Origin of the sequence: Rhizobium oryziradicis (assembly GCF_001939045.1) — a bacterium.
In the GTDB taxonomy this organism is placed as follows: domain Bacteria; phylum Pseudomonadota; class Alphaproteobacteria; order Rhizobiales; family Rhizobiaceae; genus Allorhizobium; species Allorhizobium oryziradicis.
This window is the reverse complement of the sequence record NZ_MKIM01000028.1, coordinates 726,199-748,763: the sequence shown is the minus strand read 5'-3', so window position 1 is coordinate 748,763 and position 22,565 is coordinate 726,199. Positions and strand designations below refer to the sequence as shown.

The window sequence follows — 22,565 nt, the reverse complement described above, 5'->3', positions numbered from 1 at the left end:
TGGGATTGTATAATGGAGCATGAACATTTTTACCCGCCCCATGCGGGGGTTAGCTTGAAAGAGTTGGCTGAGAAGCTTGGGGCGGAATTGGTGACGAGTGACGGCGCAGAGGATCGGCTTATACGGTCCGTTGCGCCGGTTTACCGGGCCAAGAAAAGCGAGCTTTGCTACATTCTTTCGAGAAAAAATCGCGCTGAGCTTGAGACTTGCGATGCAGGGGCGGTTTTATGTGATCCAGCTCTTCGCTCATTGGTGCCAGGCCATATTCCTGTTCTCCTGATCAAGAATCCTCACGCTGCATTTGCGACTGCCGGGCAGATTTTGCATCCGGAGGCGCAGCTTCCTTTGCACATTTCCCGTTCACAAACAGCAGAGATTTCGCCAGCGGCTTTTGTCGATCCATCTGCGCGGCTTGAAGGTGGAGTTACCGTTGAGCCGATGGCGGTCATTGGTGCGGACGTCGAGATCGGCGAGGGGTGCCATATCGGCGCTGGGGCTGTGATCGGTCGGGGTGTCAAGATTGGGCGCAATTGCTCGATTGCGGCAGGAGCGAGTGTGCTTGCCGCCTATCTTGGCAATGGCGTGATTATTCACAATGGCGTGCGCATTGGTCAGGATGGCTTCGGCTATGCACCTGGGGCCCGTGGTATGGTCAAGATCGTGCAAATCGGCCGCGTGATCATTCAAGATAATGTTGAAATTGGCGCAAACACCACCATTGATCGTGGCACGATGGATGACACGGTGATCGGTGAAGGCACCAAGATCGACAATCAGGTTCAGATTGGCCACAACGTCCGCATTGGTCGCCATTGCGGTATTGTGGCGCAAGTGGGGATTGCCGGAAGCACAGTGATTGGTGATGGCGTGCTTATCGGCGGTGGTTCGGGTGTGAACGGCCATATCAAGATTGGGGATGGTGTTCAAATTGCCGCCATGAGCGGCGTTGTGGGCGATCTTCCCGCTGGAGAGAAATTCGGCGGAATACCAGCGCGTCCACTTGGAGAGTTTCTGCGAGATTGTGCTGAGATCATCGCGCGATCTGAAAACAGAGCTAAAGCGAGAAAGGGGCAGAAATGACTATTGAGCAGAATGAATTGGGGCAGGCGGATATTCTGGAGATCATGAAGCTCCTGCCGCATCGCTATCCCTTTCTATTGGTTGATCGCATTATCGATATTGATGGCGACAGCTCTGCCATCGGCATCAAGAATGTGACGGCAAATGAGCCACATTTTACCGGCCATTTTCCAACTCAGCCTATTATGCCGGGTGTTTTGCTGGTTGAAGGCATGGCGCAGACGGCTGGTGCGATCTGTGCACGCAAATCGGGAAATGCTGGGGATCTTGTCTACTTTATGACGATTGATAATGCCCGTTTCCGCAAGCCTGTGGTACCTGGAGATCGTGTGGAATATCACGTTGCCAAGCAGAAGCAGCGTGGAAATATCTGGAAATTCCATTGCGACGCCAAAGTTGATGGCGCTCTCGTGGCGGAAGCAGATATCGGAGCGATGATCGTACGTAAGGAAGAACAATGACATCCATTTCGGCCAGCGCGCGCATTCATCCCTCAAGTGTCATCGAAGATGGCGCGGTGATTGGGGACAATGTCACCATCGGACCATTCTGCTATGTTGGTCCCAAGGTGGTGCTGGGCGAAGGCACGGAATTGCTGGCGCATGCGGTGGTGACCGGGCGCACAACAATTGGCGCTTACGGCAAGATATTCTCCAATGCTGTGATTGGAGGCGATCCGCAAAGTGTGCATCATACGGGCGAGGAAACGACCCTGGACGTGGGCGATCATTGCACGATGCGTGAAGGTGTGACGATCAATTGCGGCACTGTCGAGGGTGGTGGGCGTACAGTTGTGGGCAATCACAACCTTTTTCTGGCCAATTCGCATGTCGCTCATGATTGCCAGCTTGGCAGCCACATCATTCTCTCGAACAACGTTATGTTGGCGGGGCATGTCAAAATTGATGATCGGGCGATTTTGGGCGGTGGATGTGCTGTGCATCAGTTTACCCGTATCGGACGGCAAGCCTTTATTGGCGGCCTTTCTGCCTGTAGCTACGATCTCATTCCCTATGGCATGTTGAATGGCAACCCGGGCCTGCTTGGCGGGCTGAATGTTGTTGGCATGACGCGGGCTGGCATTGACCGCGCCACCATCCATCGGGTGCGCAAGGCCTACAAGGCGTTGTTCGATGAGGAGGGTGCGATCCGGGAAAAAGCATCAGCCATTCGGGACGAGTTTGCTGACTGTAAAGAAGCCATGGAAGTTCTTGATTTCATTGCGGCAGACAGTGATCGGGCCTTGTCTTCACCATTTCGTGGCAAGAGCTGAGCGATGACCGGCGAGGCCGGACGGCTCGGAATTATTGCCGGCAGCGGCATGCTGCCGGTTTACGTGGCCGATGCGGCGCGCGCAGCCGGTGAAGATCCTTTCATCTTTCCACTGAAAAATGAAGCCGATCAACGCTGGAGTGGCTTTGATCACGCAGTGATCAGCGTTGGCGATATGCGCCAATTGGCAAGCCTGATCAAGAAACACGACATCAAACGTGTGGTCATGTCTGGTGCTGTCAAGAAAAGACCAAATTTCAATGAGATACACTTCAATCTTCGCTTTTTGGTGAAGCTGCCTTTCGCGGTGAAAACACTGCTGTCAGGCGGCGATGATGCTGTGCTCAAGATGGTCATTCAGTTGATCGAAGCGCAAGGGTGCCGCGTCGTGGGTGCCCACGAGATTGCCCCGCAGCTGCTGGCCGAGACGGGACCATTGGGGCATCAGGCTCCGAATGAAGATGATAGACGCGATATAGCAGCGGCAATGGCCGCTGCCGAAGCGCTTGGGCGTCTGGATGTCGGGCAGGGGGCCGTAAGCGTCGGCGGGCGCATTGTCGCACTCGAAGGCGTTGAAGGCACAGATAAAATGCTGGAACGGGTGGCGGAGCTTCGTGCTGAAGGTCGCATTTCGGCCAAGCGCCGCGGTGTTCTCGTGAAACTGTGCAAGCCACAGCAGGATATCCGTGCGGACCTGCCAACCATCGGTCAATCCACGATTGATCGGGTGGCGGCAGCGGGCCTTGCGGGCGTTGCTGTGCAGGCCGGGCGGGCACTGCTGTTGCAGCGGGAAGAGACATTGAAGCGTGCTGACGCTGCGGGTATCTTCGTCTTTGGTTTGGATCTGGAGATGTGACGGTGAATGCAAAACGGCTGAAGATTGCGGTGATTGCAGGTGAAGTGTCTGGCGATCTTCTGGGGGCCGATCTGATTGCCGCCTTGAAACGCCAGTATGCTGGCGAAATCGAGTTGATCGGCGTTGGTGGTCCTGCATTGGAGGCACAGGGACTGACATCATTGTTCGATTTCTCTGAACTTTCGGTGATGGGCATCACCCAGGTTTTGGCACGATTGCCACGGTTCATTTCGCTGATTGGCAAAACCGCCAAGGCGTTGAGTGAAGCGAAACCCGATCTTTTGTTGATTGTCGATAGTCCTGATTTCACCCATCGGGTTGCCAAAAAAATGCGCGCTGCAATGCCTGCGTTGCCGGTGGTGAATTACGTATGTCCCAGCGTGTGGGCGTGGAAGGAATATCGCGCTCAAGCCATGCTGGGGTATGTTGATGCGGTTCTGGCGGTTTTGCCATTTGAGCCCGCCGTTATGCAGCGTTTGGGGGGGCCGAAAACCCATTTCATTGGTCATCGTCTCGCGTCCAATCCGGCTGTTCTGGCTTGTCGCGCGGCGCGCGCGCTTCGGCCTCTCACTGCCTTGGGTGCGCCCAAAACCATTATGCTGCTGCCCGGATCGCGCGGGGCCGAAATTTCGGGACTGACGCCGGTATTGGGCGATGCGGCCCAAATTTTCGTGGAACGAAACGGCCCCACACGGTTTTTGCTGCCAACATTGGCGCGGCGCGAACAGATGGTGCGCGATGCCGTGAAAGATTGGGCCATTCAGCCCGAAATTCTAATTGGCGAAGATGAGAAGTGGCGGGCGTTTGCTCAAGCCGATGCTGCCATTGCCGCGTCTGGAACGGTATTGCTGGAGCTAGCACTGGCCGGCGTGCCGGTGGTTTCGACCTATAAGACCGATTGGTTGATCAAACTTTTGCACAAGCGCATCAAGATCTGGACCGGGGCGCTGCCCAGCGTGATTGCTGATTATGTCGTGTTGCCGGAATATTTGAATGAGCAGTTGCGCGGTGCGTCGCTGGCACGCTGGATGGAGCGTCTTTCGAGCGATACACCGGAACATCATGCGATGATGCAGGGCTTTGATCTGGTGTGGCAGAAGATGCAGACAGAAACCCCCGCCGGTGAGGCAGGGGCGAAGGTTGTGCTGGATCTCTTAAAGGATCGGAAGATCCTATAGTCGGTCCGCATGCCAGCGCAGATGGTCATCCATAAAGGATGAGATGAAATAATAGGAGTGGTCATAGCGCTCGTGCTGGCGCAGCGTGAGGCCAATATCAGTTCCCTTGACAGCCTCTTCCAGAAGCCACGGCTGCAAACCCGTTTCCAGAAAGCTATCGGCCTTGCCTTGATCGATCAGAAATTCCGGAAAGCGTGCGCCATCTTCGATCAGGGCGCAGGCGTCATAGGGTCGCCAGTTGGCACGGTCCGGGCCAAGGTATTTCTCAAAGGCGTCCTGTGTCCAATCCGCTTTCAGTGGGCTGACGATGGGCGCAAATGCCGAGCAGCTCTTGAAACGCTCTGGATTCTTCAAGGCAATGGTCAGCGCGCCGTGGCCGCCCATGGAGTGGCCAAATATGCCCTGCCTTGTCATATCAGCACGAAACTGTGAGGCGATCAGCGCGGGGAGTTCCTCGGTGATGTAGCTATACATCTGGAAGTGCTCGGACCAAGGCATCTCGGTGGCATTGAGATACATGCCGGCACCTTTGCCCATCTTCCAGTTGGTCAGTTCATCCGGCACGTCATTGCCGCGTGGGCTGGTGTCGGGGCAGACGATGATCAAACCAAGCTCGGCTGCCAAACGGCGATATTCGCCTTTATCCATGACATTGGCGTGGGTGCAGGTGAGACCCGACAAATACCACAACACCGGGCGGGGTTCAGAAATAGCCTGTGGTGGCACAAAGACCGCGAAGGCCATTTCGGTTTTGCAGACATCTGACTCATGGCTGAACACGCCCTGCATGCCGCCGAATGCGGTGTTTTGGGAAAGGATTTTCATGCTGCTCTCCTGAGAATGCAATGGTTTTCCGTCTTTTCAGTCCGACGTTTTAAGAGGCTATTGATACCACCGCGTTGACGGCGGCGGCGACCAAGACCGTGTTGAAGAAAAATGATACGACGGCATGGGCAAGATTGATGCAGCGCATCTCTGTTGTGGTGACAGCAACGTCAGAGGTCTGGGCGGTCATGCCGATAACGAAGGAGAAATAGAGAAAGTCGTAACTGCCGGGTTCTTCCGTTTGGGGAAAGTCCAATCCCTGCCGCGGCCCTTCGCCCTGATCACTCTTGCGATATTGCCAGTAGTGATGTGCGTAATGCATGGCAAACATGGTGTGAATGGTGAACCACCCGCTGATAACCGAGAGGAATGCCAGCGACACTTTCAGCAGATCGGGTGTGCCGGATTGATTGAGCGCATTGAACAAGGCCACGACGGCAGCGACGATTGCCAGAAGGCTTACAACGGGAATGAGGACCGCTGGCCCGTCATCGCGCTCAGGGCTGGTTTTTAGCCGTTCAGCGGTGACCGTTGGAATACGCCTGATCATAAAGCCGAGGTAGACCAGAAAAAACACAATTGCTGCGGATTCAATCGAGAGCGCTGGCTTGATATACAGCAAGATCACAAGGGTCATTAACCCCATAATGCTTGCGGCATAAAAGGGACTGCGGCGATGCGAGCGCAGGCTGTGCGCAAACCGGAGCTTTCCTGGCATCTTCATGATGTGACGGCCTTGCTGCGACGGCAGAGCTTTTCCATGGTTTCGAGGAATTGAGAACGATCGCGCGGGCTGAAGGCGGCATTGTAGCCTTTGCTTTCGCCGGTTTCGCGTAAATGCGCGCCAAGATCGCGCATGGCCGTGGCCATACCGATGTTGGTGTCGTCAAACACGCGGCCCGTGGGGCCGGTGACCAGTGCGCCACTGGCAACGCATCGTCCAGCCAAAGGTACGTCTGCGGTGATGACAATGTCGCTCGGGCCGCAGCGCTCGGCAATCCAGTCGTCGGCCGCATCAAAACCGCTGGAAACGATGACATTGGTGACCATGGGATCGCGGGAAGGTCGCAGGCCGGAGTTTGCCACAAACGTCACCGGAAAATTATGGCGCTCTGCGACTTTCAAGATCTCGGCTTTCACCGGGCAGGCATCGGCATCAACGTAAATCATGATGCTCAAGCCCTTCCGATCGAGACGGGCCTGACCATATCGATATGCGGTATTCCATCTTCCAGATACTCCGCCGAGGTCGGCGCAAAGTCGAAAGATTGATAGAAAAGCTGAAGATGGCTCTGGGCGGACAGCGCAATGGCGTGACCGAGAAAATGCTGTTCGCATACCGCAATCGCCTCGCGCATCAATGCATCTCCAAGATGCTTGCCGCGGTGGCTGGGTGACACCACGACACGGCCGATTTTCACGGGGTCTTGAGCTTGCGAGGGTGGCAAAATGCGGGCACAGGCCAGCAGATCATCGCCATCCAGCAGGGTGACGTGCAAAGCGCCAACGTCTTTGCCATCCAACTCTGGATAGGGGCATTTCTGCTCCACCACAAACACGTCAACTCGCATCTTGAGCAGCGCATAAAGCTCATGCGCGGAGAAGTCTTCCATTCTCCGCGTGTGAACCTGATAGGGCGCGGACGCCATTAATAGAGCACCACGCTTCTGATGCTTTCACCCTTGTGCATCAGCTCAAAGCCCTTGTTGATGTCATCCAGCGGCATGGTGTGGGTGATCATCGGGTCGATAATGATCTTTCCATCCATATACCAATCGACAATCTTTGGCACGTCGGTGCGGCCACGCGCGCCGCCAAAGGCGGTGCCCATCCAGTTGCGCCCGGTGACGAGCTGGAACGGACGGGTTGAAATTTCCTGACCTGCACCGGCAACGCCGATGACCACCGATTTGCCCCAGCCACGGTGCGAGGATTCCAGCGCCTGACGCATAACGGTGGTATTGCCGGTGCAATCGAACGTATAGTCCGCTCCGCCAATTGTGTCGCCGTTGCGCTTGGTCATATTGACCAGATAGGGCACGATATCGCCTTCAACTTCCTTCGGATTGACGAAATGCGTCATGCCGAATTTTTCGCCCCAAGCTTTGCGCTCGTTGTTCAGGTCAACGCCGATAATCATATCTGCACCTGCGAGGCGCAAACCTTGAAGCACATTGAGGCCAATGCCGCCGAGGCCAAAGACAATGGCTGTCGCACCAATTTCAACCTTGGCCGTGTTGATCACCGCACCAATGCCGGTGGTAACACCGCAACCGATGTAACAAATCTTGTCAAAGGGCGCATCGGGATTGACTTTCGCCAGCGCAATTTCCGGCAAAACCGTGAAATTGGCAAATGTCGAGCAGCCCATATAGTGGTGGATCTTGTCCTTGCCGATCGAAAAGCGCGAGGTGCCATCGGGCATCACGCCTTGACCCTGTGTGGAGCGGATGGCGGTGCACAGATTGGTTTTACGCGACATGCAGGAGTAGCATTCCCGACATTCCGGCGTGTAGAGCGGAATAACGTGGTCACCCTTTTTCACGGACGTGACGCCGGGACCAACATCAACAACAATGCCTGCACCTTCATGGCCCAAAATGGCGGGAAACAGGCCTTCAGGATCAGCGCCGGACAGCGTGAAATCATCGGTATGACAAATGCCGGTGGCCTTGACCTCAATAAGAACTTCTCCGGCTCTGGGGCCTTCCAGTTGCACGGTCATAATCTCAAGTGGTTTGCCAGCTTGTGTGGCAACGGCGGCGCGAACATCCATTTTCTTTTTTCCCTTTCACATCTCTCGGGCGAGTTTTGCACCCTCAGGCAAAAAGCCTCAAGATGCGATTTCGATTTTATTCCATTTATTCCACTATTCGCATGCTTTGAAATGCATGGCAAAATGGCGGGCCTATCGATTGTGGTCCACAGGATTTTCCAAGCAGCAGGGCGATTTGCAGCCTGCTGCATGCCGTGCTGTCAATGCATGCGAATGTGCTCGTGGGGCTGCATTGATGCGTCTTCATGCTGCGGCAATTGCCAGTTGTGAAGTTTCGAGTGAGACCTCTTGGCTGGATGGATCAACAAATCCATGACACCGAGAAGCACTTCGCCATCAATGGGTGAATTCGCCAAACCGTCTGTCATGAAGATCTCTGTCATCCAGTCGAGTTTTGTTTGATCAATACGGTTTTTGGGTTCTAAAATTTCTACGATGTATGACGCCATCGCTTCGACGAAATAGCTGTGCCATTCCGCACATTTTTCGGGGCAGCAAGAATTTAGAACCAAAAGTGTCATGGCATCGCCTCGGTTGCGAACGCCATTGGGCAGGCTGTATGTTTTGAGAAGGACAACGTCATGTAAGTCCAATCTCGTCTTTCCAGCGATAACACACGCTGGAAATGAGAGCCGAAAATCGCTCATGCTCAGAACCTCGTTTCTTCATGAAACCGCAGATTGCTGTAGTTCGCACCCGTTGCTCTTAAGCTAATAGCTATGGTTTATGATGTGTTAATCTGTGTTGGGTTGATGCAAGTTTGTGGAGATTTGGTGCAAATATCTAAGTAATTCAGTGCGTTTTGAAGATGTTATACCAAGGCAAACACCTTTTTGTGTCCTGTACCTTTTTAGGGATATCGTTTCTTTTCCTTCGTGCCTGCCTGATGTCACGGGCTGGCTATGGGGTTTGCGTCGTGTTGCGGTTGCGCTTGTGTTCCCGCCAAAGAATAAACAGGCCGGAGCCGACAATAATGCCAATGCCGAGCCATTTGGATGGGGTCGGGAAATCGCCAAAAAGGCTATAGCCAAGCACGGTTGCGGCGATGATTTCGAAATATTGAAAAGGAGCCAGCACAGACAAAGGTGCCATGCGAAAGGCTTTCACCACCAGAAGGTGGAGATAGCCTGACAAAACGCCGAGCAGCACCAGAAGGCCCAGACCAAGAGCGTTGATGGGCAAAGATGGGGTGAAATCTGCGCTGCCAGCAGCGTGACCCAGCACTATGGCTCCGCCCATGAACACTGTTCCGCCTACACCTGACATCGTTTGCATGGTCATGGGCGAATCCGCGTTGCCGATAGCGCGGTTGAGAAACATGTAGAGCGCAAACAGGAAGGCGCACAAAACCGGAAGCAAAGCCGTTGCGCCAAAAACCTCCCAGCTCGGCTGTATGACAATCATTGCGCCGCCAAAACCGACGAGAATGGCAAGCCAGCGTCTCCAACCGACGGTTTCACCCAGAAACAAAGCGGAAAGGGCGGTGAGAATAAAAGGTTCGACGAAATAGATGGCGAAGACATCGGCGAGCGGCATATATTTCACGGCGGCAAAAAAGCACAAACTCGCAGCACCATGCAGCGCGCCACGCAGCAGATTGAGAAATGGGCGTTTGGCGGTAAAGGCATGGCGGCCTTGCAAGACCATCAGAAAGGGGAGCGTGCAGGCCAGTTGAAAAAAGAAGCGATAAAAGGTCACTTGCCCGGGCGACATTCCCTGCATATTGGCCATATATTTGGCAATCGCGTCCATGCCCGGCAACAGCAGCATGCAGCCGGCCATCAAGGCCATGCCTTGCAAATGGCTGGAGGTTGTATCGGAGACAGAAGCCATCGGAGTTCCTATTTTCTCCAATGATGATCACGCACATGAGTAAGATGCAAGGGCTGGGGGCTTATCCCTCCGGTTTCTCCCGCGTTATAAATTGAAGTGTTCGAGTTGCGGTTTCCAGTCACCCAATATGTGTTCAGGGCTATAGGTTAAAGCTTCTGCATTGGACAATTGCGGGCGGCTTGCATTGATGTTTGCGCCGGGACCAGTGCTTTTATATTCCAAAAATCGCGCATCGACTAAGGGCTGGAACCATTTTCTCTGGCCATCTTTCGCGAGACCGGACATAGAGGTCCAGCCATCCGTGGCGATATGGTCTTCCATATGGCAGTGAAAAAACACGGCTTGGCCAATGGCGTCCGGGTCGGCGTAGCGCCCGTCTTTGAAGTCACGGGTCGGGTGCCAGGGGCGGCCAAGGTAGTGACTGCCAGCAGGCTGATCGGCATTTTCTTTTTTCAGATCACAATAGCGAAAAATAAGCCCGAACGGGCTGTCTTTGGCGGTGCTGGGTGCGCTGACAAAGCCGGCGGGCAGGGTGGTGGGGACCGCGCGCGGACGGCTGACAATGTCGCAATGATCAAACAATGCGGCCCCGCCGCCAAAGATGAAATCGACATTACCGCTGATGATGCAATGGGAAAACAGGCTACGGCCGCGATCTGCAAACACGGTGTCCTGATAGCCTGTCATGGCAACATCGTAAAACAGGCTTCTATCGGCACCGTTTCCCAAATAGATCGCAACGGCCTGACTGGCACCGATGCGGTTGGCCCCGTGGGGATCACGACGATCATTGTCGAGAAAGTCGAAATCATTGGCTATGGTCAGATGGTAAGCTTTGAAATCGGGCGCGTTGATGGTGAGCGTAGCCGAGCCAGGGGTGCCCCATTGGCCGGTGCCATCGGGTTTTTCCGCACCGGCAAAGGCATCAAATGCAATGCATGTTTCGCCGCGTCCGCTGCCAACCAGACATATATTCGGTTTGGTGATCGTCAGCTTTTCACTATAGTGGCCGGGCATAAGCGCGATTGTCCACGGGGTCACGCTGTTGTCTGGTGCGCTGGCGAGGGCGTCTGCGACCGTACCATAGATCGGTGTGCCATCCTGCGTGGCTTGGCGAATGTGGTTTTGATCGACAATGGCATCTGGCGTGTTTGGGGTTTGCGCCTGTGCCACCCTGGAAGAGGCACCATAAACAACAGCAGCCATGCAACAGCCTTTCATGAATATGCGGCGAGATAGCTCAGACACGATGATTGATCTCCTCTGCCGCGGCCGAGATTTCAAATAATCAAATTGGCGAGGATCTCATTGTCGGTGATGTCTTCGAAGCCCAATCCGTTTTGCTCAAGCCGATCAAACAAACCGGCGAAATTTTCTTTTTCGGTTGTTTCAATGCCAATCAGGATGGAGCCGAAATTTCGGGCAGATTTTTTCAGATACTCAAACCGTGCAATGTCATCCTCTGGTCCAAGCAGGTTGAGAAAATCACGCAAGGCACCGGGACGCTGCGGCAGACGAAGGATGAAATATTTTTTCAATCCCGCGTATCGCATGGCGCGCTCTTTGACGTCCGGCAGGCGCTCAAAATCAAAATTGCCGCCAGACACCACTAACACAATGGTTTTGCCCTCGATACTTTTGGGGTCCAAAAGGCCGAGCGTTGCAATAGAGAGCGCACCGGCGGGTTCCAGAACCACGCCTTCGACGTTGAGCATGTCGATGATGGTGCCGCAAATGGCATTCTCCGGTATCAGCATCACCTGATCTGCAGAAAAATGCTTCAATGCTTCGAAATTGGTATCGCCAATGCGGGCAACGGCAGCCCCATCGACAAAATTGTCGACCTTGGAAAGGGTAACAACATGGCCCGCCTCCAGCGAGCGCTTGAGACTGGGTGCACCTACAGGCTCGGCAAAGATAAAAGAGGAGGGCGGCAGGGTGTCACTCAGATAGCTGGTAACGCCAGCACTCAGGCCACCGCCGCCAACGGGCAGAATGATAAGGTCTGGTGTGACGCCCTCTGGCAATTGCTCAACAATTTCTGCGGCCACCGTGGCCTGGCCTTCAATAATATCAGCGTGATCAAAGGGCGGTACCATATAGCCATTGGCCTCTGCAACGTAATCGCGAGCGGCCTTGTAGCATTGGTCAAAAATATCGCCGACCAGCCGAATGGAAATAAACTCGGCACCAAATTTCCGGGTTTTGTCAATTTTCTGCTGTGGTGTGGTGACGGGCATGAAAACAACGCCTTTAACGCCAAAATGGCGGCAGGCAAAGGCAAAACCTTGCGCGTGATTACCGGCAGACGCGCAGACAAACACCTTGTCGGTGTCGCCCTTGGCAATCACTTTCTGAAAGAAATTATAAGCACCGCGCACCTTATAGGAGCGCACCGGCGTCAAGTCTTCGCGTTTCAGATAAATATCGGCGTTAAACAGCGTACTCAGGTGCTCGTTCAGTTGCAGAGGCGTTGCCGCAAACAATTCCCGAACTGCATTCACCGCGTGATCAACACCAGATTTCATCATCGTCGTCATTCCCATACTGCGAGATTGCTTCGATAAGACATACCCTTGCGAAATGCACGGAAAATTTGCCCTCGCCTTCGAACAGGGCTGTGCCACCCATTCCGCCATGATCCCCGAAATACTTTATCTTGCTCGCCAGTGTTCATCATCATTCCAACGAATATTTTCATCGCTGTGCATCTTGGTGCAATTCAAAGTGGTTGTATTTAATTTATTATGTAATTTAGAGTTATATTGTTGTATCAATTTGGGATTCTGATTGTGATACGGATGTATCAAGATGAAACTATTGTGATTCATTTCAACATTATTTCATGCAACAGAACGAATAATTGTCATTTTAAATCGTTTATACGATATTCGTTCTTGAATATGGTTAAATTTTAATTAATTTAAGTATTCACTGGGCCACAGCCGTGTGACAGCGTCAAATCTGAGCTGAACGGATCAAACCTGCGTTTCTCTCGGGCGGAGTTTCTGTGCCCTGCAGGCAACATGAGGTGTGTCGATGAATATCAAGGTTGCCGTCATCATTCCGTTCTTTCAAAAGGAACGTGGCATTCTTTGCCGGGCGCTCGAGTCCGTGAAGGCACAAAAGGTTAATCGCAACCTGGATTTGCGCGTGATCATTGTAGATGACAGTTCGCCGATCTCGACAAAACAGGAACTGGCGGATTTTGACCCCGGCGTGGCATTTTTTCTGACGCTTTTGGAAAAATCAAATGGCGGCCCCGGGGAAGCGCGCAACATGGCGCTGGATTTTCTGGAATCAACGCCTGTCGACTACGTTGCCTTTCTCGATTCGGATGATGTTTGGCATGACGATCATCTTGAGCGGGCGCTGAATGGACTGGAACATGGCGATTTCTTCTTCTGTAACCACGTGCGTGGCAAACATTACCCCGATTATTTCGTGGGCTTACCGCTGACACGGCGGGCGCTTGCAGAAAACAGCAGCTCGATCGCCAAAGACGGCTATCATGCGGTCCGCAAGGGCGAGATGGCTGAGGTGATGATCCGCGAATGCCCGCCACAGACGTCCACAGTGGTTTATCGCTACAAGAAAAATGCAGATTTGCGCTTCAATGGCCAGTTGCGAAGTGCGGGCGAAGACCATGTTTTCTGGATCGAGCTTTGCCTGTTCAACGACACGGTGATTGATCCAAGGATCAATGTCAGCTGCCTTGAAGGTGTTAATCTCTATTGGTCGAATGTCTCGTGGGATAGCCCGAAGTCCGTGGCTATTCAGGGATGTCTGGCGCTTCAATATAATTACTTGAAGGACACGCCGATTATTCTGATGGCAGACAAGCCGACAGTCTTGTTTCGCCAAAAGCTCTACGAGGGTGCTTACATATACGCATTGCTGCGTGGCGTGGCCAAAGGCTTTCTGCCGGATTTGAAGGTCTTGGCGCGTCTTGGCTTTGCCTACCCCGGTTTTTTCATGCGCATACCAAGGAGTTTGAGCTTCTTTTTGCGCAATCGCCGTTTGATGACCGACGAGACGGCAGTGAAATCGCTCGACGCTGAAAATGCCACGGCATGATTCCTTAACGTGTTATGATACAGCCCGGTGCTGGCGATGTTCTTCAACAAACGTTGGTTTTGCTCTTGATTTATCGTGCATGTCTGGCCAAAACCAAGTCTGGTTTTGATGTTGCACGATCAGTTGAGCCGCCCATGGTGAAGTGATGTGTGATCGGCGTAACGTTGTGGCAAATTGCAGGCGCTGAAGTGGCGTTTAAAATTGTGCTGTGACAGGCATGAGGCGTATCTAATGGCTGCATTTTTTAAAAAGCTTCTCTCGGCATTTTCGGGCGCATCGTCCGGTTCTGAAGAAAAACAGGCACAGCCCTCTGAGCCGGTTTTGCACGGCGACTGCCGCATCTATGTTGAGCCTTTGCGTGAGGGCAACCAATTGCGGCTGGCGGGGCGCATCGAAAAGGACGTGAATGGCGAAATCCTGACCCGTACATTCATTCGCGCCGATCTGTTTACCTCAAAAGAGGATGCGCAGGATTGCACCTTGCGCAAGGCAAAAATGATTATTGATCAGAATGGACCGGCGCTGTTTGCCGATGGCGAGAAAACACGCAGCACGTAAAATCCCGCCCCTTAACGGGGCGGCTTTTCATTGGGGCCCTTAAAGCGGTGGCTTTTTTTGGGGCAGGAGGGCTTGCTTAATCCAGATTGTCTTCTGTCGTTGACAGGCTGGCTTGTGGCCCTGAAGCCACAGATGGCGGCAGCGGCACGCCACGGGTTTTCTCGCGTGACAGGGTTATCAGGCCGGAGCCGATAATCAGCAGGCTACCGAGAATGATCGGAATATCAACCTTATCCCCGAAGACCAGATAGCCAAGCAAGATTGCCCACAGCATCTGGCTATATTGTGTTGGACCCAGCACGGCCGCTGGCGCAGATTTTGTCGCAAACATCATCAACACGGTTGCCAGTGCGGCAAGCAAACCATAGCTCATCAAAAGCAGCCAATCTGTGCCTTGCGGCCAGGTAAAGCTGTGCAGCATGCAAATTCCCGAGATGGTAATGGTGCCAAGCGCGCCTGCACCGTAGAGCGAAACACCTTTTTCGCGCGGACCAACGGCGCGATAAATGACGATGCTGACCGCGCCGCCAAGTCCGCCAATCACGGCACCAAGATGGCCGACGGAAAGCTCGCGAAATCCGGGGCGAAGCACGATCATCACACCAATGAAGCCGATGATGACCGCGCTCCAGCGGCGGATTCCGACCTGCTCCTTCAAGAAAATCACTGACATAATGGTGACGAAAGACGGCAGCAGGAAGATGAGGCAGAAAGCCTCAGCCATGGAAAGATGCGTAAAGGCGGTCACCGCACCAATGGCGCTGGTGCCAGAGGCCACAAACCGCGTCAGCCAAAGCCCTCGCGCGTTTGTTTTGACGATGTCGGTGATTTTGTCGCCTTTTTTGAGCAAAAATGGCAGGGCCAGCATGCCAAAAAGTGAGCCGAAGAAGGCAGACTCAAACGGGCTGACCCGGCCTTCAACGAGCTTCACAGAAGCATCGCTGAAGGCATAGGCGGCAAACGCCGCAAAAGCGAGAAAAATCCCGCGCGAAGTTTTATCAGATGTCACGATTCGGCTTGTCCTGGGGGAGGGAGACGAACAGTGATTATGGCTGATCTTGCCTTAGGTCAATTCAGTTTGCTTTGTTCCGCGGCTTTCTCGGCGGCGATTTCGCGAAACGCATTGGCCAGCACATCTTGCGGCTGTGCACCGCTGACGGCATATTTCTGGTCGATGATGAAAAATGGCACGCCGTTAACGCCCATGTCCTTGGCGGCTTCGATTTCGCTCAACACCATATCTCGGTCCGAATCACTGGCAAGCAGGCGTTCGATCAGCGCACCATCCAGACCGGCCTCTTTGGCAATCTCCACCAGAACCGCATGATCACCAATATTGCGCCCCTGCTCAAAATTGGCCTTGAACAGAGCCGAGACCACCTTGTCCTGTATGTCGCGGCTTTCTACACCTGCCCAGTGGATGAGGCGGTGGGCATCAAGCGTATTAGGACCGATTTTGATGGCGTCGAAATCGAAATTGATGCCGATCTCCTTGCCCATGGCCGAGAGCTGCGCATGGCCACGATCCATATTTTCTTTGCCGCCAAGTTTCTTCGCCAGCTCCACCTGCTGGTCAACGCCTTCTGGCGGGTAATCGGGATTGAGCTGATAGGGACGCCAATTGATATCAATGCCGACTTCGTCCTGCACTTCGGCAATGGCCAGTTCCAGACGGGCCTTTCCGACGTAGCACCATGGGCACACGACGTCAGATACGAGATCAATAGTAATACGTTGCATAGATTACGCTCCTGTTGGGAGTGGGGCTTAGGCCCTTCAAAAAAGTCTGCTCGGATTATTGAGCGCGTGCATCCCACCATGTGGGAAGTTGGTAGCCCTGCAGGGGCACCTGATCTGGCCTGCTGATCCGCTTCCAGCGGGCCAGCCGTTGTTCGTTACTATAGTAGAGTGGCACCACATAATGCCCTGCCACCAAAAGCCGATCAAGAGCGCGCACCGAGGCCTGAAAATCTTCCAGGCCTTTGGCATCAACAATATCTTTAAGAATCCGGTCGATATCAGCGTTGGCAACGCCCGCGTAATTGAAGCTGCCCTGCTGGTCGCGTGAGGCCGAGCCCCAGCGATTGAACTGCTCAGCGCCCGGCGAGAGCGAAGAGGGGTAGGACTTGACGATCATGTCATAGTCGAAGCTGTTCGAACGCGCCTGATATTGCGCATCATCCACGGTGCGGATGGTCATATTGATTCCAATCAGCCGCAACGTGCGCTGATAGGCCAAAGCCATTTTTTCCTGTCCATCATTTTGGGTCATGACTTCGAAAGAAAGGGGCTTGCCCGAGGCATCAACCATTCTGCCATCGTTGATGGAGTAGCCAGCCTGACTGAGCAAAGCAACAGCCTGACGCAGCACATTGCGGTCGGCACCAGAGCCGTCCGAGATCGGCAGGGTATAGGTTCCAGCCAGAATTTCCGGGGCAATCTTATCTTTGGCAGCACCCAAAATGCTCAATTCGCGATCATCGGCGGCATGGCCAAAAGCGCCAAGAGCCGAGTTCTGCCAATAGCTTTCTGTTCTCTTGAAGGCGTTGCCATAGAGGTTCTTGTTCACCCATTCAAAGTCGAATGCCAAGGTCAGCGCTTCGCGCACTTTCACATCGGCAAATGTGTGGCGGCGGGTGTTGAACACAAATCCAAGCATGCCTGTGGGGAGCTGGGGTGTGAATGTGTCGCGCTGCACATCGCCAGAATTGGCGGCCGGGAAATTATAAGAACGCGTCCAATGGCTGGTGTCACCATCGGGATAGATATCGACCTCACCTTTTTTGAAGGCCTCGAACAGCGTGCTGTCTTGCAGGAAATAGGTGATGCTGATCTCGTCATAATTGTCGAAGCCGACTTTGGCGGGAATGTCTTTGCCCCAATAATTCGGATCTCGCTCGTAAGTGATTCGCTCACCGGGGCGAATCTCCTTGATCTTGTAAGGCCCGGAACCCACCGGGGTTGTGAGTGAGCTTTCTTCAAATTTGTCCGGGTTGATGGCGTGTTTCGGCAAAATCGGCGTGGAAGCGGCAATGATCAGCGGTGTTTCGCGATCAGCCTTGTCGTTGAAGGTAAAGCGCACGCTGTGCTCGCCGACCTTTTCCATTTTGGAAACAGTATCCAGCCGCTTGTTAAAGGGTGGGCGGCCCTTTTGCTGCAAAATCTGGAAGGAAAAGATCACATCTTCCGGTGTCACCGGCTGGCCGTCCTGCCATTTTGCCTTCGGATTGAGATTGAATTGAATGAAGCTGCGGGCATCATCCCACTCCACACTTTCTGCCAGCAGACCATAGAGTGAGAAAGGCTCGGCAGCCGAGCGCGTCATCAGCGTTTCATAGAATAAATTGCCGTATTCTGGGTCCCAAATGCCGCGAGCTGTGGTGCGCATGCCTTTGATAACAAAGGGATTAAGGCTATCAAACGTTCCCACCACGCCATAGGCAATCTTGCCACCCTTTTTGACCTCGGGGTTCACATAGGGAAAATGCTGATAATTGGCTGGCAGGGCTGGTTGGCCATGCATGGAAATGCCGTAGACCGGTGACGCTTTCACAACTGAGGGCGTGAAAATACCGCAAAACGGCAGGACCAGTAGGGTCAACAAAAGGTGCCGCACACCATTTCCTCTCAAATCAATATTCTGGAATTCGCGGCAAAATATCACGAACTGGTGGAAATCCAATCGCTATTGCGAGAATTCGGGCATATGTCATTTAATGGCCAAGAAGCACTGGAAATTTGTAGCAATGCGCGCTAACAGATTGGCCAGAAAGCACAGGTCATCTATTTGCCTCAATTGAAACCCAGGTGATGCGTAAATGGACCGAGCTAATCGGGTCTGAGCTGCGGTTCGACAAAGATTTCAGGAGACGGATCTCGTTATGATGTTTAAAGCAACCAAGACTGCGCGTGCGGTCATCGCCGCGTCCGTATTCACAGCAGGCTTTGCAGGCGTATCTTTCGCTCAAGAGGCCGCTGGTGACGGTGGTTTGCCGCCGCAGGGCTGGTTCAAGACCTGCTCCAAGCAGGAAGACAATGATATTTGCTCTGTGCAAAACATCCAGTTGGCCCAGAACCGCCAGATGGTGATTGCTGTAGGCCTGATCACCGTTGAAGGTAAGGTCAGCCGCAAATTGATGCAGGTGTCCGTGCCGTCTGCTCGTTTGATTCCTCCGGGCGTGATGATGCAGATCGACGGCGGCAAGGGCCAAAAGCTCGATTACGCTGTATGTTTTGCAGACCGTTGCACAGCTGAAGTTCCAATGACGGATGCAATGATTGCTGCCCTCAAGAAGGGTCACGAAGTTGTGTTCACGTCCATCAACTTCCGCCGTGTACCAAACCCAATCAAGATCTCGCTTGAAGGTTTCACCGGCTCTTACGATGGCAAGGCCATCACGCAGTCTCAGGCGCAAGAGCGTCAGCGTTTGCTCGAAGAAGCCATGCAGAAAAAGAATGCAGAAGCCCAGAAGGCTCTGGAAGACGCGCAAAAGGCCGCCAAGCAGAGCAAATAACTCTTATTATTCTACAGAAAAAGGCCCGGTTTTCCGGGCCTTTTTTATGCTATTTCAGCGAAGGGTGACGGCATGGAACCGAAAATGGGAGTCGGTTCTCTACATCACCTTAATGCGCGAAATTTGCGCGCGGCTTGAAATGCCCCGATTGTTCTTCGACAAAAATCGCCTGAATATGGGGATTTCTAAGCGGCTTACCGCTTTCATCCTGCTCCAGATTTTGTTCCGAGACGTAAGCAACATATTCTGTTTCGTCATTCTCGGCCAAAAGATGGTAGAATGGTTGGTCTTTCACAGGCCGAATTTCAGCCGGAATAGACTCCCACCATTCATCAGTGTTGGAAAACTCTGGGTCGACATCAAAAACAACGCCGCGAAACGGAAAAATCTTGTGGCGGACAATGTCACCGATGCCAAATTTAGCGCTACGTTCTTTCATGGCTTGGTTTCCTTTCCCCTCAATATTTGGGAGAGAAGATGGCAAACATCAAGACCTTTGATCAATGTTTGTCATAAAACTGTTTTTTTCGATTTGAAAACAGTGATGGGTGCTGTGGCCAAGATAACGCCTGCCATGACCAGGGCAATACCCACTGCATGATAGGACTCAAATCTCTCACCAAGAAACAGAACCGCCATGATAATGGAGACGGGTGGCATGAGATAGAGCGTTGTGCCCGCCATGGCCGGACCAAACACCCGAACAGAATGCTGGAAGCTGTAAAATGCCATGATGGAAGCAAAGACAATGATGCCCGCAAGTTTGATATAGGAGGTCCCTGTGGTTGGTAACAGCCCCCCTTGGGCCACTTCAATAAGGGCGGGAGGCAGCAAGACCAGAGCACCTGACAATGCCAGCAAGCCGAAAAGCGAGAAGGGTGCAACGGTTGATACGGCGGGATGGCGCAGCAGCATGGAATAGACCGCGAAGGCAATGGCCGCTGCTAACATGCCCAGGTCGCCGATATTAAAGTGCAGGTGGCGAAGTGCGCCAACATCGCCTTTAAGAACAATGACTGCCACGCCGGTAAACGCGATCATCATTCCTAAAATCTCCCGAACGATCAATCGGCGACCCTGAAACATCCATTGAAACAGAATGATAAACAGGGATGATGTGGTGTAAATCAGGGTTGCGTTTGATGCGGTGGTTACCGTCAGCGCCCAATAAACGAAGCCCCCACAAATGCCCATGCCCAGAATGCCAAGCATCAGCCAAAGCAGCGTATGGTGGCGAATGAAGGCAAGGCATGCGCGGCGGTCTTGGTAGATCAGCGGCGCAATCAGCAGCAGCGCCCCAGCCCAACGGATAAAGGCGGTGATAAAAGGCCCAATCTCGCCCTGAATACCACGGCCGAAAATGAGATTGGATGAGAACAGGCAGGGCGCTGCAAAAAACAGAATCCAGTCGAAAGTGATGGGTCTCTTTTTCTCATCCTGCATATTAAATAAATCCGTTAATTTTCTGATATGAATAAAAAAACCGGCGGTATGGCCGCCGGTTGATTGCGTTGGAATGTCCGTCTGATCAAATCGAGTAGTACATATCGAATTCTACGGGATGCGGGGTCATTTCATAGCGCATGACTTCCTGCATCTTCAGGTCGATGAAGGCATCGATCTGATCGTCATCAAACACGCCACCGGCTGTCAGGAACTTGCGATCCTTGTCGAGGCTATCCAGCGCTTCACGCAGCGATGCGCAAACGGTTGGGATCTTCTTGAGTTCCTTTGGTGGCAGATCATAGAGATCCTTATCCATGGCCTTGCCGGGATGGATCTTGTTCTTGATGCCATCAAGACCAGCCATCAGCATGGCCGCAAAAGCGAGGTAAGGATTGGCAGTTGCGTCGGGGAAGCGCACTTCAACGCGCTTTGCCTTCGGATTGTTGCCATAAGGAATACGGCAAGAGGCAGAGCGGTTGCGGGCTGAATAGGCCAGCAGCACAGGTGCTTCATAACCCGGTACCAAACGCTTGTAAGAGTTTGTGGAGGGGTTGGTGAAAGCGTTCAGCGCCTTGGCATGCTTGATAATGCCGCCGATGTAATAGAGGCAGCTTTCCGACAGGCCGGCATATTCATCGCCTGCGAAGGTTGGCTTGCCATCTTTCCAGATCGACTGGTGAACGTGCATGCCCGAGCCGTTATCGCCAAAAATTGGCTTTGGCATGAAGGTGGCCGTTTTGCCATAAGCGTTGGCAACCTGATGCACCACATACTTATAGATCTGCATCTTGTCGGCATTGCGCACCAGCGTATCAAACTTGATACCAAGTTCGTGCTGGGCGGCAGCCACTTCATGGTGGTGCTTTTCAACCGTGACGCCCATTTCGGACAGCACGGTCAGCATTTCGGAGCGCATGTCCTGGCAGCTGTCGATTGGCGGAACCGGGAAATAGCCGCCCTTGACGCGTGGACGGTGGCCAAGATTGCCGGTCTCGTAATCAGTGTCATCGTTGGATGGCAGCTCGGTCGAATCCAGTTTGAAGCCTGTGTTGTATGGATCGGCCTTATACTTCACATCGTCAAAAATGAAGAATTCAGCTTCTGGGCCAACAAAAACGGTGTCGCCGATGCCGGATGCCTTCAGGTAGGCTTCAGCCTTCTTGGCTGTACCGCGCGGATCGCGGCTGTAGGCTTCGCCCGAAACCGGATCGAGAATATCGCAGAGGATAACCATGGTGGACTGCGCGAAAAACGGGTCCATATGAACCGTATCGACGTCTGGCATCAACACCATGTCTGATTCGTTGATTGCCTTCCATCCACCGATGGATGAACCGTCAAACATCACGCCATCGGCAAACATGTCTTCGTCAACACAGACGACATCCATGGTGACGTGCTGGAGTTTACCCTTTGGGTCGGTAAAGCGAAGATCAACGAACTTGACGTCATTGTCTTTGATTTGCTTCAAAATATCTTGTGCGGTCGTCATTTATTATAGTCCTCAATTGGATGACGATTTACGGCGGGGCCTCCCTGTGCCCAGCCGCCGTTATATAGCGTCGATACCGGTCTCGCCTGTACGAATCCGGACGACCTCTTCGATATTGGATACGAAAATTTTGCCATCGCCAATGCGGCCTGTTTGCGCAGCGTTGCGAATTGCTTCGATCACCGCATCCACATTTTCGTCGGCCAAAACAACTTCAACCTTTACCTTCGGCAGGAAGTCCACGACGTATTCAGCGCCACGATAGAGCTCGGTATGGCCTTTTTGGCGTCCAAACCCTTTGGCTTCGGTGACCGTTATACCCTGCAAGCCAACTTCCTGAAGAGCTTCCTTCACTTCGTCCAGCTTGAAAGGCTTTATGATCGCTTCGATCTTTTTCATGAGAAAATGTATCTCCGCTTCCCTCATTGATGCAGGTTTGCCCTGTTTGCCCTGCGTTGATGCACTTTCCGTGCCAATTTTGTTCACTTATTGCGAAGAAAACAGAAAACCACGCGCATTGCAGGCACAGTCTTGCCTAAAGCACGGCAAAACACCAGAGGTAAGTCTCTAAAATGTGTGACTATTAAAAAGATCGATCTTTTCGCGCAGGAAGCAGGATGCGCAAAAATAATGCACAATAAATAGCGCATTAAAAATG

24 protein-coding genes are annotated in these 22,565 nt (G+C 53.0%); 8 read left to right on the top strand and 16 right to left on the bottom strand.

The features are described 5' to 3' along the window. Positions 1-12: 12 nt before the first annotated feature. Genes lpxD through lpxB form a run of 5 tightly spaced genes read left to right on the top strand, consistent with a single transcriptional unit; the run spans position 13 to position 4,386 of the window. Complete coding sequence (gene lpxD / locus BJF95_RS18995) at positions 13-1,080, top strand: UDP-3-O-(3-hydroxymyristoyl)glucosamine N-acyltransferase (protein ID WP_075640967.1); 1,068 nt, start codon at positions 13-15, stop codon at positions 1,078-1,080. Continuing rightward, positions 1,077-1,541, top strand: a complete 465-nt coding sequence (gene fabZ, locus BJF95_RS18990) for a 3-hydroxyacyl-ACP dehydratase FabZ (protein WP_075640966.1) — start codon at positions 1,077-1,079, stop codon at positions 1,539-1,541. Before lpxD ends, fabZ begins: the two co-directional genes overlap by 4 nt. Then, a complete protein-coding gene (gene lpxA, locus BJF95_RS18985; protein WP_075640965.1) occupies positions 1,538-2,353 on the top strand; it encodes an acyl-ACP--UDP-N-acetylglucosamine O-acyltransferase in 816 nt (271 codons plus the stop codon). Before fabZ ends, lpxA begins: the two co-directional genes overlap by 4 nt. Positions 2,354-2,356: 3 nt before the next feature. After that, positions 2,357-3,208 (top strand): LpxI family protein, encoded by an 852-nt coding sequence (locus BJF95_RS18980; protein WP_075640964.1) that lies wholly within the window; start codon positions 2,357-2,359, stop codon positions 3,206-3,208. A 2-nt stretch (positions 3,209-3,210) separates the two neighbouring features. After that, a complete protein-coding gene (gene lpxB / locus BJF95_RS18975) occupies positions 3,211-4,386 on the top strand; it encodes a lipid-A-disaccharide synthase (RefSeq protein ID WP_075640963.1) in 1,176 nt (391 codons plus the stop codon). Here lpxB and fghA read toward each other — a convergent pair. The 9 genes from fghA to ilvA all read right to left on the bottom strand — a co-directional run bounded on the left by fghA (position 4,381) and on the right by ilvA (position 12,360). Beyond that, on the bottom strand, positions 4,381-5,211 hold the full coding sequence (gene fghA, locus BJF95_RS18970) for an S-formylglutathione hydrolase (RefSeq protein ID WP_075640962.1): 831 nt from the start codon (positions 5,209-5,211) through the stop codon (positions 4,381-4,383). The genes lpxB and fghA overlap by 6 nt on opposite strands. A 49-nt stretch (positions 5,212-5,260) precedes the next feature. Next, entirely contained in the window at positions 5,261-5,935 is a 675-nt protein-coding gene (locus BJF95_RS18965) for a DUF1345 domain-containing protein (RefSeq protein WP_083638908.1), read from the bottom strand. Next, complete coding sequence (locus tag BJF95_RS18960) at positions 5,932-6,381, bottom strand: YaiI/YqxD family protein (protein ID WP_075640961.1); 450 nt, start codon at positions 6,379-6,381, stop codon at positions 5,932-5,934. Before BJF95_RS18960 ends, BJF95_RS18965 begins: the two co-directional genes overlap by 4 nt. A 5-nt stretch (positions 6,382-6,386) precedes the next feature. Then, positions 6,387-6,860 carry a GNAT family N-acetyltransferase gene (locus tag BJF95_RS18955; protein ID WP_075640960.1) on the bottom strand — a complete coding sequence of 158 codons (474 nt, stop codon included), beginning with the start codon at positions 6,858-6,860 and terminating at the stop codon, positions 6,387-6,389. After that, the gene (locus BJF95_RS18950; protein WP_075640959.1) at positions 6,860-7,987 is read right to left on the bottom strand and encodes an S-(hydroxymethyl)glutathione dehydrogenase/class III alcohol dehydrogenase; all 1,128 of its coding nucleotides are present in this window, start codon (positions 7,985-7,987) and stop codon (positions 6,860-6,862) included. Before BJF95_RS18950 ends, BJF95_RS18955 begins: the two co-directional genes overlap by 1 nt. A 200-nt stretch (positions 7,988-8,187) precedes the next feature. Continuing rightward, on the bottom strand, positions 8,188-8,634 hold the full coding sequence (locus tag BJF95_RS18945) for a hypothetical protein (protein ID WP_075640958.1): 447 nt from the start codon (positions 8,632-8,634) through the stop codon (positions 8,188-8,190). Positions 8,635-8,887: 253 nt separating this feature from the next. Next, positions 8,888-9,820 (bottom strand): DMT family transporter, encoded by a 933-nt coding sequence (locus tag BJF95_RS18940; protein ID WP_075640957.1) that lies wholly within the window; start codon positions 9,818-9,820, stop codon positions 8,888-8,890. An 84-nt stretch (positions 9,821-9,904) separates the two neighbouring features. Then, positions 9,905-11,026, bottom strand: a complete 1,122-nt coding sequence (locus BJF95_RS18935) for a pectinesterase family protein (RefSeq protein WP_175577291.1) — start codon at positions 11,024-11,026, stop codon at positions 9,905-9,907. Positions 11,027-11,100: 74 nt separating this feature from the next. Next, the gene (gene ilvA / locus BJF95_RS18930) at positions 11,101-12,360 is read right to left on the bottom strand and encodes a threonine ammonia-lyase (protein WP_425348705.1); all 1,260 of its coding nucleotides are present in this window, start codon (positions 12,358-12,360) and stop codon (positions 11,101-11,103) included. A gap of 499 nt (positions 12,361-12,859) precedes the next feature. On the opposite strand from ilvA, the gene BJF95_RS18925 reads away from it, so the two are divergent. Beyond that, positions 12,860-13,897 (top strand): glycosyltransferase family A protein, encoded by a 1,038-nt coding sequence (locus BJF95_RS18925; RefSeq protein WP_075640955.1) that lies wholly within the window; start codon positions 12,860-12,862, stop codon positions 13,895-13,897. A 231-nt stretch (positions 13,898-14,128) separates the two neighbouring features. After that, complete coding sequence (locus BJF95_RS18920; protein ID WP_075640954.1) at positions 14,129-14,455, top strand: HlyU family transcriptional regulator; 327 nt, start codon at positions 14,129-14,131, stop codon at positions 14,453-14,455. A 76-nt stretch (positions 14,456-14,531) separates the two neighbouring features. Here the strand turns inward: BJF95_RS18920 and BJF95_RS18915 are convergent, their stop codons facing one another. The 3 genes from BJF95_RS18915 to BJF95_RS18905 are packed head-to-tail and all read right to left on the bottom strand — an operon-like array spanning position 14,532 to position 18,056. Further along, positions 14,532-15,464 (bottom strand): DMT family transporter, encoded by a 933-nt coding sequence (locus BJF95_RS18915; RefSeq protein WP_075640953.1) that lies wholly within the window; start codon positions 15,462-15,464, stop codon positions 14,532-14,534. A 59-nt stretch (positions 15,465-15,523) separates the two neighbouring features. Continuing rightward, on the bottom strand, positions 15,524-16,195 hold the full coding sequence (locus BJF95_RS18910) for a DsbA family oxidoreductase (protein ID WP_075640952.1): 672 nt from the start codon (positions 16,193-16,195) through the stop codon (positions 15,524-15,526). A gap of 55 nt (positions 16,196-16,250) precedes the next feature. After that, the gene (locus tag BJF95_RS18905) at positions 16,251-18,056 is read right to left on the bottom strand and encodes an extracellular solute-binding protein (RefSeq protein ID WP_075641156.1); all 1,806 of its coding nucleotides are present in this window, start codon (positions 18,054-18,056) and stop codon (positions 16,251-16,253) included. A gap of 280 nt (positions 18,057-18,336) precedes the next feature. Here BJF95_RS18905 and BJF95_RS18900 point away from each other — a divergent pair, with 280 nt between their 5' ends. Then, positions 18,337-18,969 carry an invasion associated locus B family protein gene (locus BJF95_RS18900; RefSeq protein WP_075640951.1) on the top strand — a complete coding sequence of 211 codons (633 nt, stop codon included), beginning with the start codon at positions 18,337-18,339 and terminating at the stop codon, positions 18,967-18,969. Between the two features lie 109 nt (positions 18,970-19,078). Here the strand turns inward: BJF95_RS18900 and hspQ are convergent, their stop codons facing one another. The 4 genes from hspQ to BJF95_RS18880 all read right to left on the bottom strand — a co-directional run bounded on the left by hspQ (position 19,079) and on the right by BJF95_RS18880 (position 22,306). Continuing rightward, a complete protein-coding gene (hspQ, locus tag BJF95_RS18895; protein WP_075640950.1) occupies positions 19,079-19,408 on the bottom strand; it encodes a heat shock protein HspQ in 330 nt (109 codons plus the stop codon). 71 nt (positions 19,409-19,479) lie between these two features. Continuing rightward, on the bottom strand, positions 19,480-20,412 hold the full coding sequence (locus BJF95_RS18890; protein ID WP_075640949.1) for a DMT family transporter: 933 nt from the start codon (positions 20,410-20,412) through the stop codon (positions 19,480-19,482). A gap of 85 nt (positions 20,413-20,497) precedes the next feature. Beyond that, positions 20,498-21,907 (bottom strand): type I glutamate--ammonia ligase, encoded by a 1,410-nt coding sequence (gene glnA, locus BJF95_RS18885; RefSeq protein WP_075640948.1) that lies wholly within the window; start codon positions 21,905-21,907, stop codon positions 20,498-20,500. A gap of 60 nt (positions 21,908-21,967) precedes the next feature. Then, positions 21,968-22,306, bottom strand: coding sequence for a P-II family nitrogen regulator (locus tag BJF95_RS18880; protein WP_075640947.1), 339 nt, complete (start codon positions 22,304-22,306; stop codon positions 21,968-21,970). Between the last annotated feature and the right edge of the window lie 259 nt (positions 22,307-22,565).

Excerpts from the sequence above, each read along its gene's own strand:
- BJF95_RS18910 (WP_075640952.1), bottom strand. The coding sequence starts at position 16,195 with ATGCAACGTATTACTATTGATCTCGTATCTGACGTCGTGTGCCCATGG.
- BJF95_RS18900 (WP_075640951.1), top strand. The coding sequence starts at position 18,337 with ATGATGTTTAAAGCAACCAAGACTGCGCGTGCGGTCATCGCCGCGTCC.
- lpxA (WP_075640965.1), top strand. The coding sequence starts at position 1,538 with ATGACATCCATTTCGGCCAGCGCGCGCATTCATCCCTCAAGTGTCATC.
- BJF95_RS18950 (WP_075640959.1), bottom strand. The coding sequence starts at position 7,987 with ATGGATGTTCGCGCCGCCGTTGCCACACAAGCTGGCAAACCACTTGAG.
- glnA (WP_075640948.1), bottom strand. The coding sequence starts at position 21,907 with ATGACGACCGCACAAGATATTTTGAAGCAAATCAAAGACAATGACGTC.
- BJF95_RS18890 (WP_075640949.1), bottom strand. The coding sequence starts at position 20,412 with ATGCAGGATGAGAAAAAGAGACCCATCACTTTCGACTGGATTCTGTTT.
- fabZ (WP_075640966.1), top strand. The coding sequence starts at position 1,077 with ATGACTATTGAGCAGAATGAATTGGGGCAGGCGGATATTCTGGAGATC.
- hspQ (WP_075640950.1), bottom strand. The coding sequence starts at position 19,408 with ATGAAAGAACGTAGCGCTAAATTTGGCATCGGTGACATTGTCCGCCAC.
- lpxD (WP_075640967.1), top strand. The coding sequence starts at position 13 with ATGGAGCATGAACATTTTTACCCGCCCCATGCGGGGGTTAGCTTGAAA.
- BJF95_RS18940 (WP_075640957.1), bottom strand. The coding sequence starts at position 9,820 with ATGGCTTCTGTCTCCGATACAACCTCCAGCCATTTGCAAGGCATGGCC.
- BJF95_RS18955 (WP_075640960.1), bottom strand. The coding sequence starts at position 6,860 with ATGGCGTCCGCGCCCTATCAGGTTCACACGCGGAGAATGGAAGACTTC.
- BJF95_RS18920 (WP_075640954.1), top strand. The coding sequence starts at position 14,129 with ATGGCTGCATTTTTTAAAAAGCTTCTCTCGGCATTTTCGGGCGCATCG.
- BJF95_RS18980 (WP_075640964.1), top strand. The coding sequence starts at position 2,357 with ATGACCGGCGAGGCCGGACGGCTCGGAATTATTGCCGGCAGCGGCATG.
- ilvA (WP_425348705.1), bottom strand. The coding sequence starts at position 12,360 with ATGACGACGATGATGAAATCTGGTGTTGATCACGCGGTGAATGCAGTT.
- fghA (WP_075640962.1), bottom strand. The coding sequence starts at position 5,211 with ATGAAAATCCTTTCCCAAAACACCGCATTCGGCGGCATGCAGGGCGTG.
- BJF95_RS18965 (WP_083638908.1), bottom strand. The coding sequence starts at position 5,935 with ATGAAGATGCCAGGAAAGCTCCGGTTTGCGCACAGCCTGCGCTCGCAT.
- BJF95_RS18945 (WP_075640958.1), bottom strand. The coding sequence starts at position 8,634 with ATGAGCGATTTTCGGCTCTCATTTCCAGCGTGTGTTATCGCTGGAAAG.
- BJF95_RS18960 (WP_075640961.1), bottom strand. The coding sequence starts at position 6,381 with ATGATTTACGTTGATGCCGATGCCTGCCCGGTGAAAGCCGAGATCTTG.
- BJF95_RS18925 (WP_075640955.1), top strand. The coding sequence starts at position 12,860 with ATGAATATCAAGGTTGCCGTCATCATTCCGTTCTTTCAAAAGGAACGT.
- BJF95_RS18935 (WP_175577291.1), bottom strand. The coding sequence starts at position 11,026 with ATGGCTGCTGTTGTTTATGGTGCCTCTTCCAGGGTGGCACAGGCGCAA.
- BJF95_RS18880 (WP_075640947.1), bottom strand. The coding sequence starts at position 22,306 with ATGAAAAAGATCGAAGCGATCATAAAGCCTTTCAAGCTGGACGAAGTG.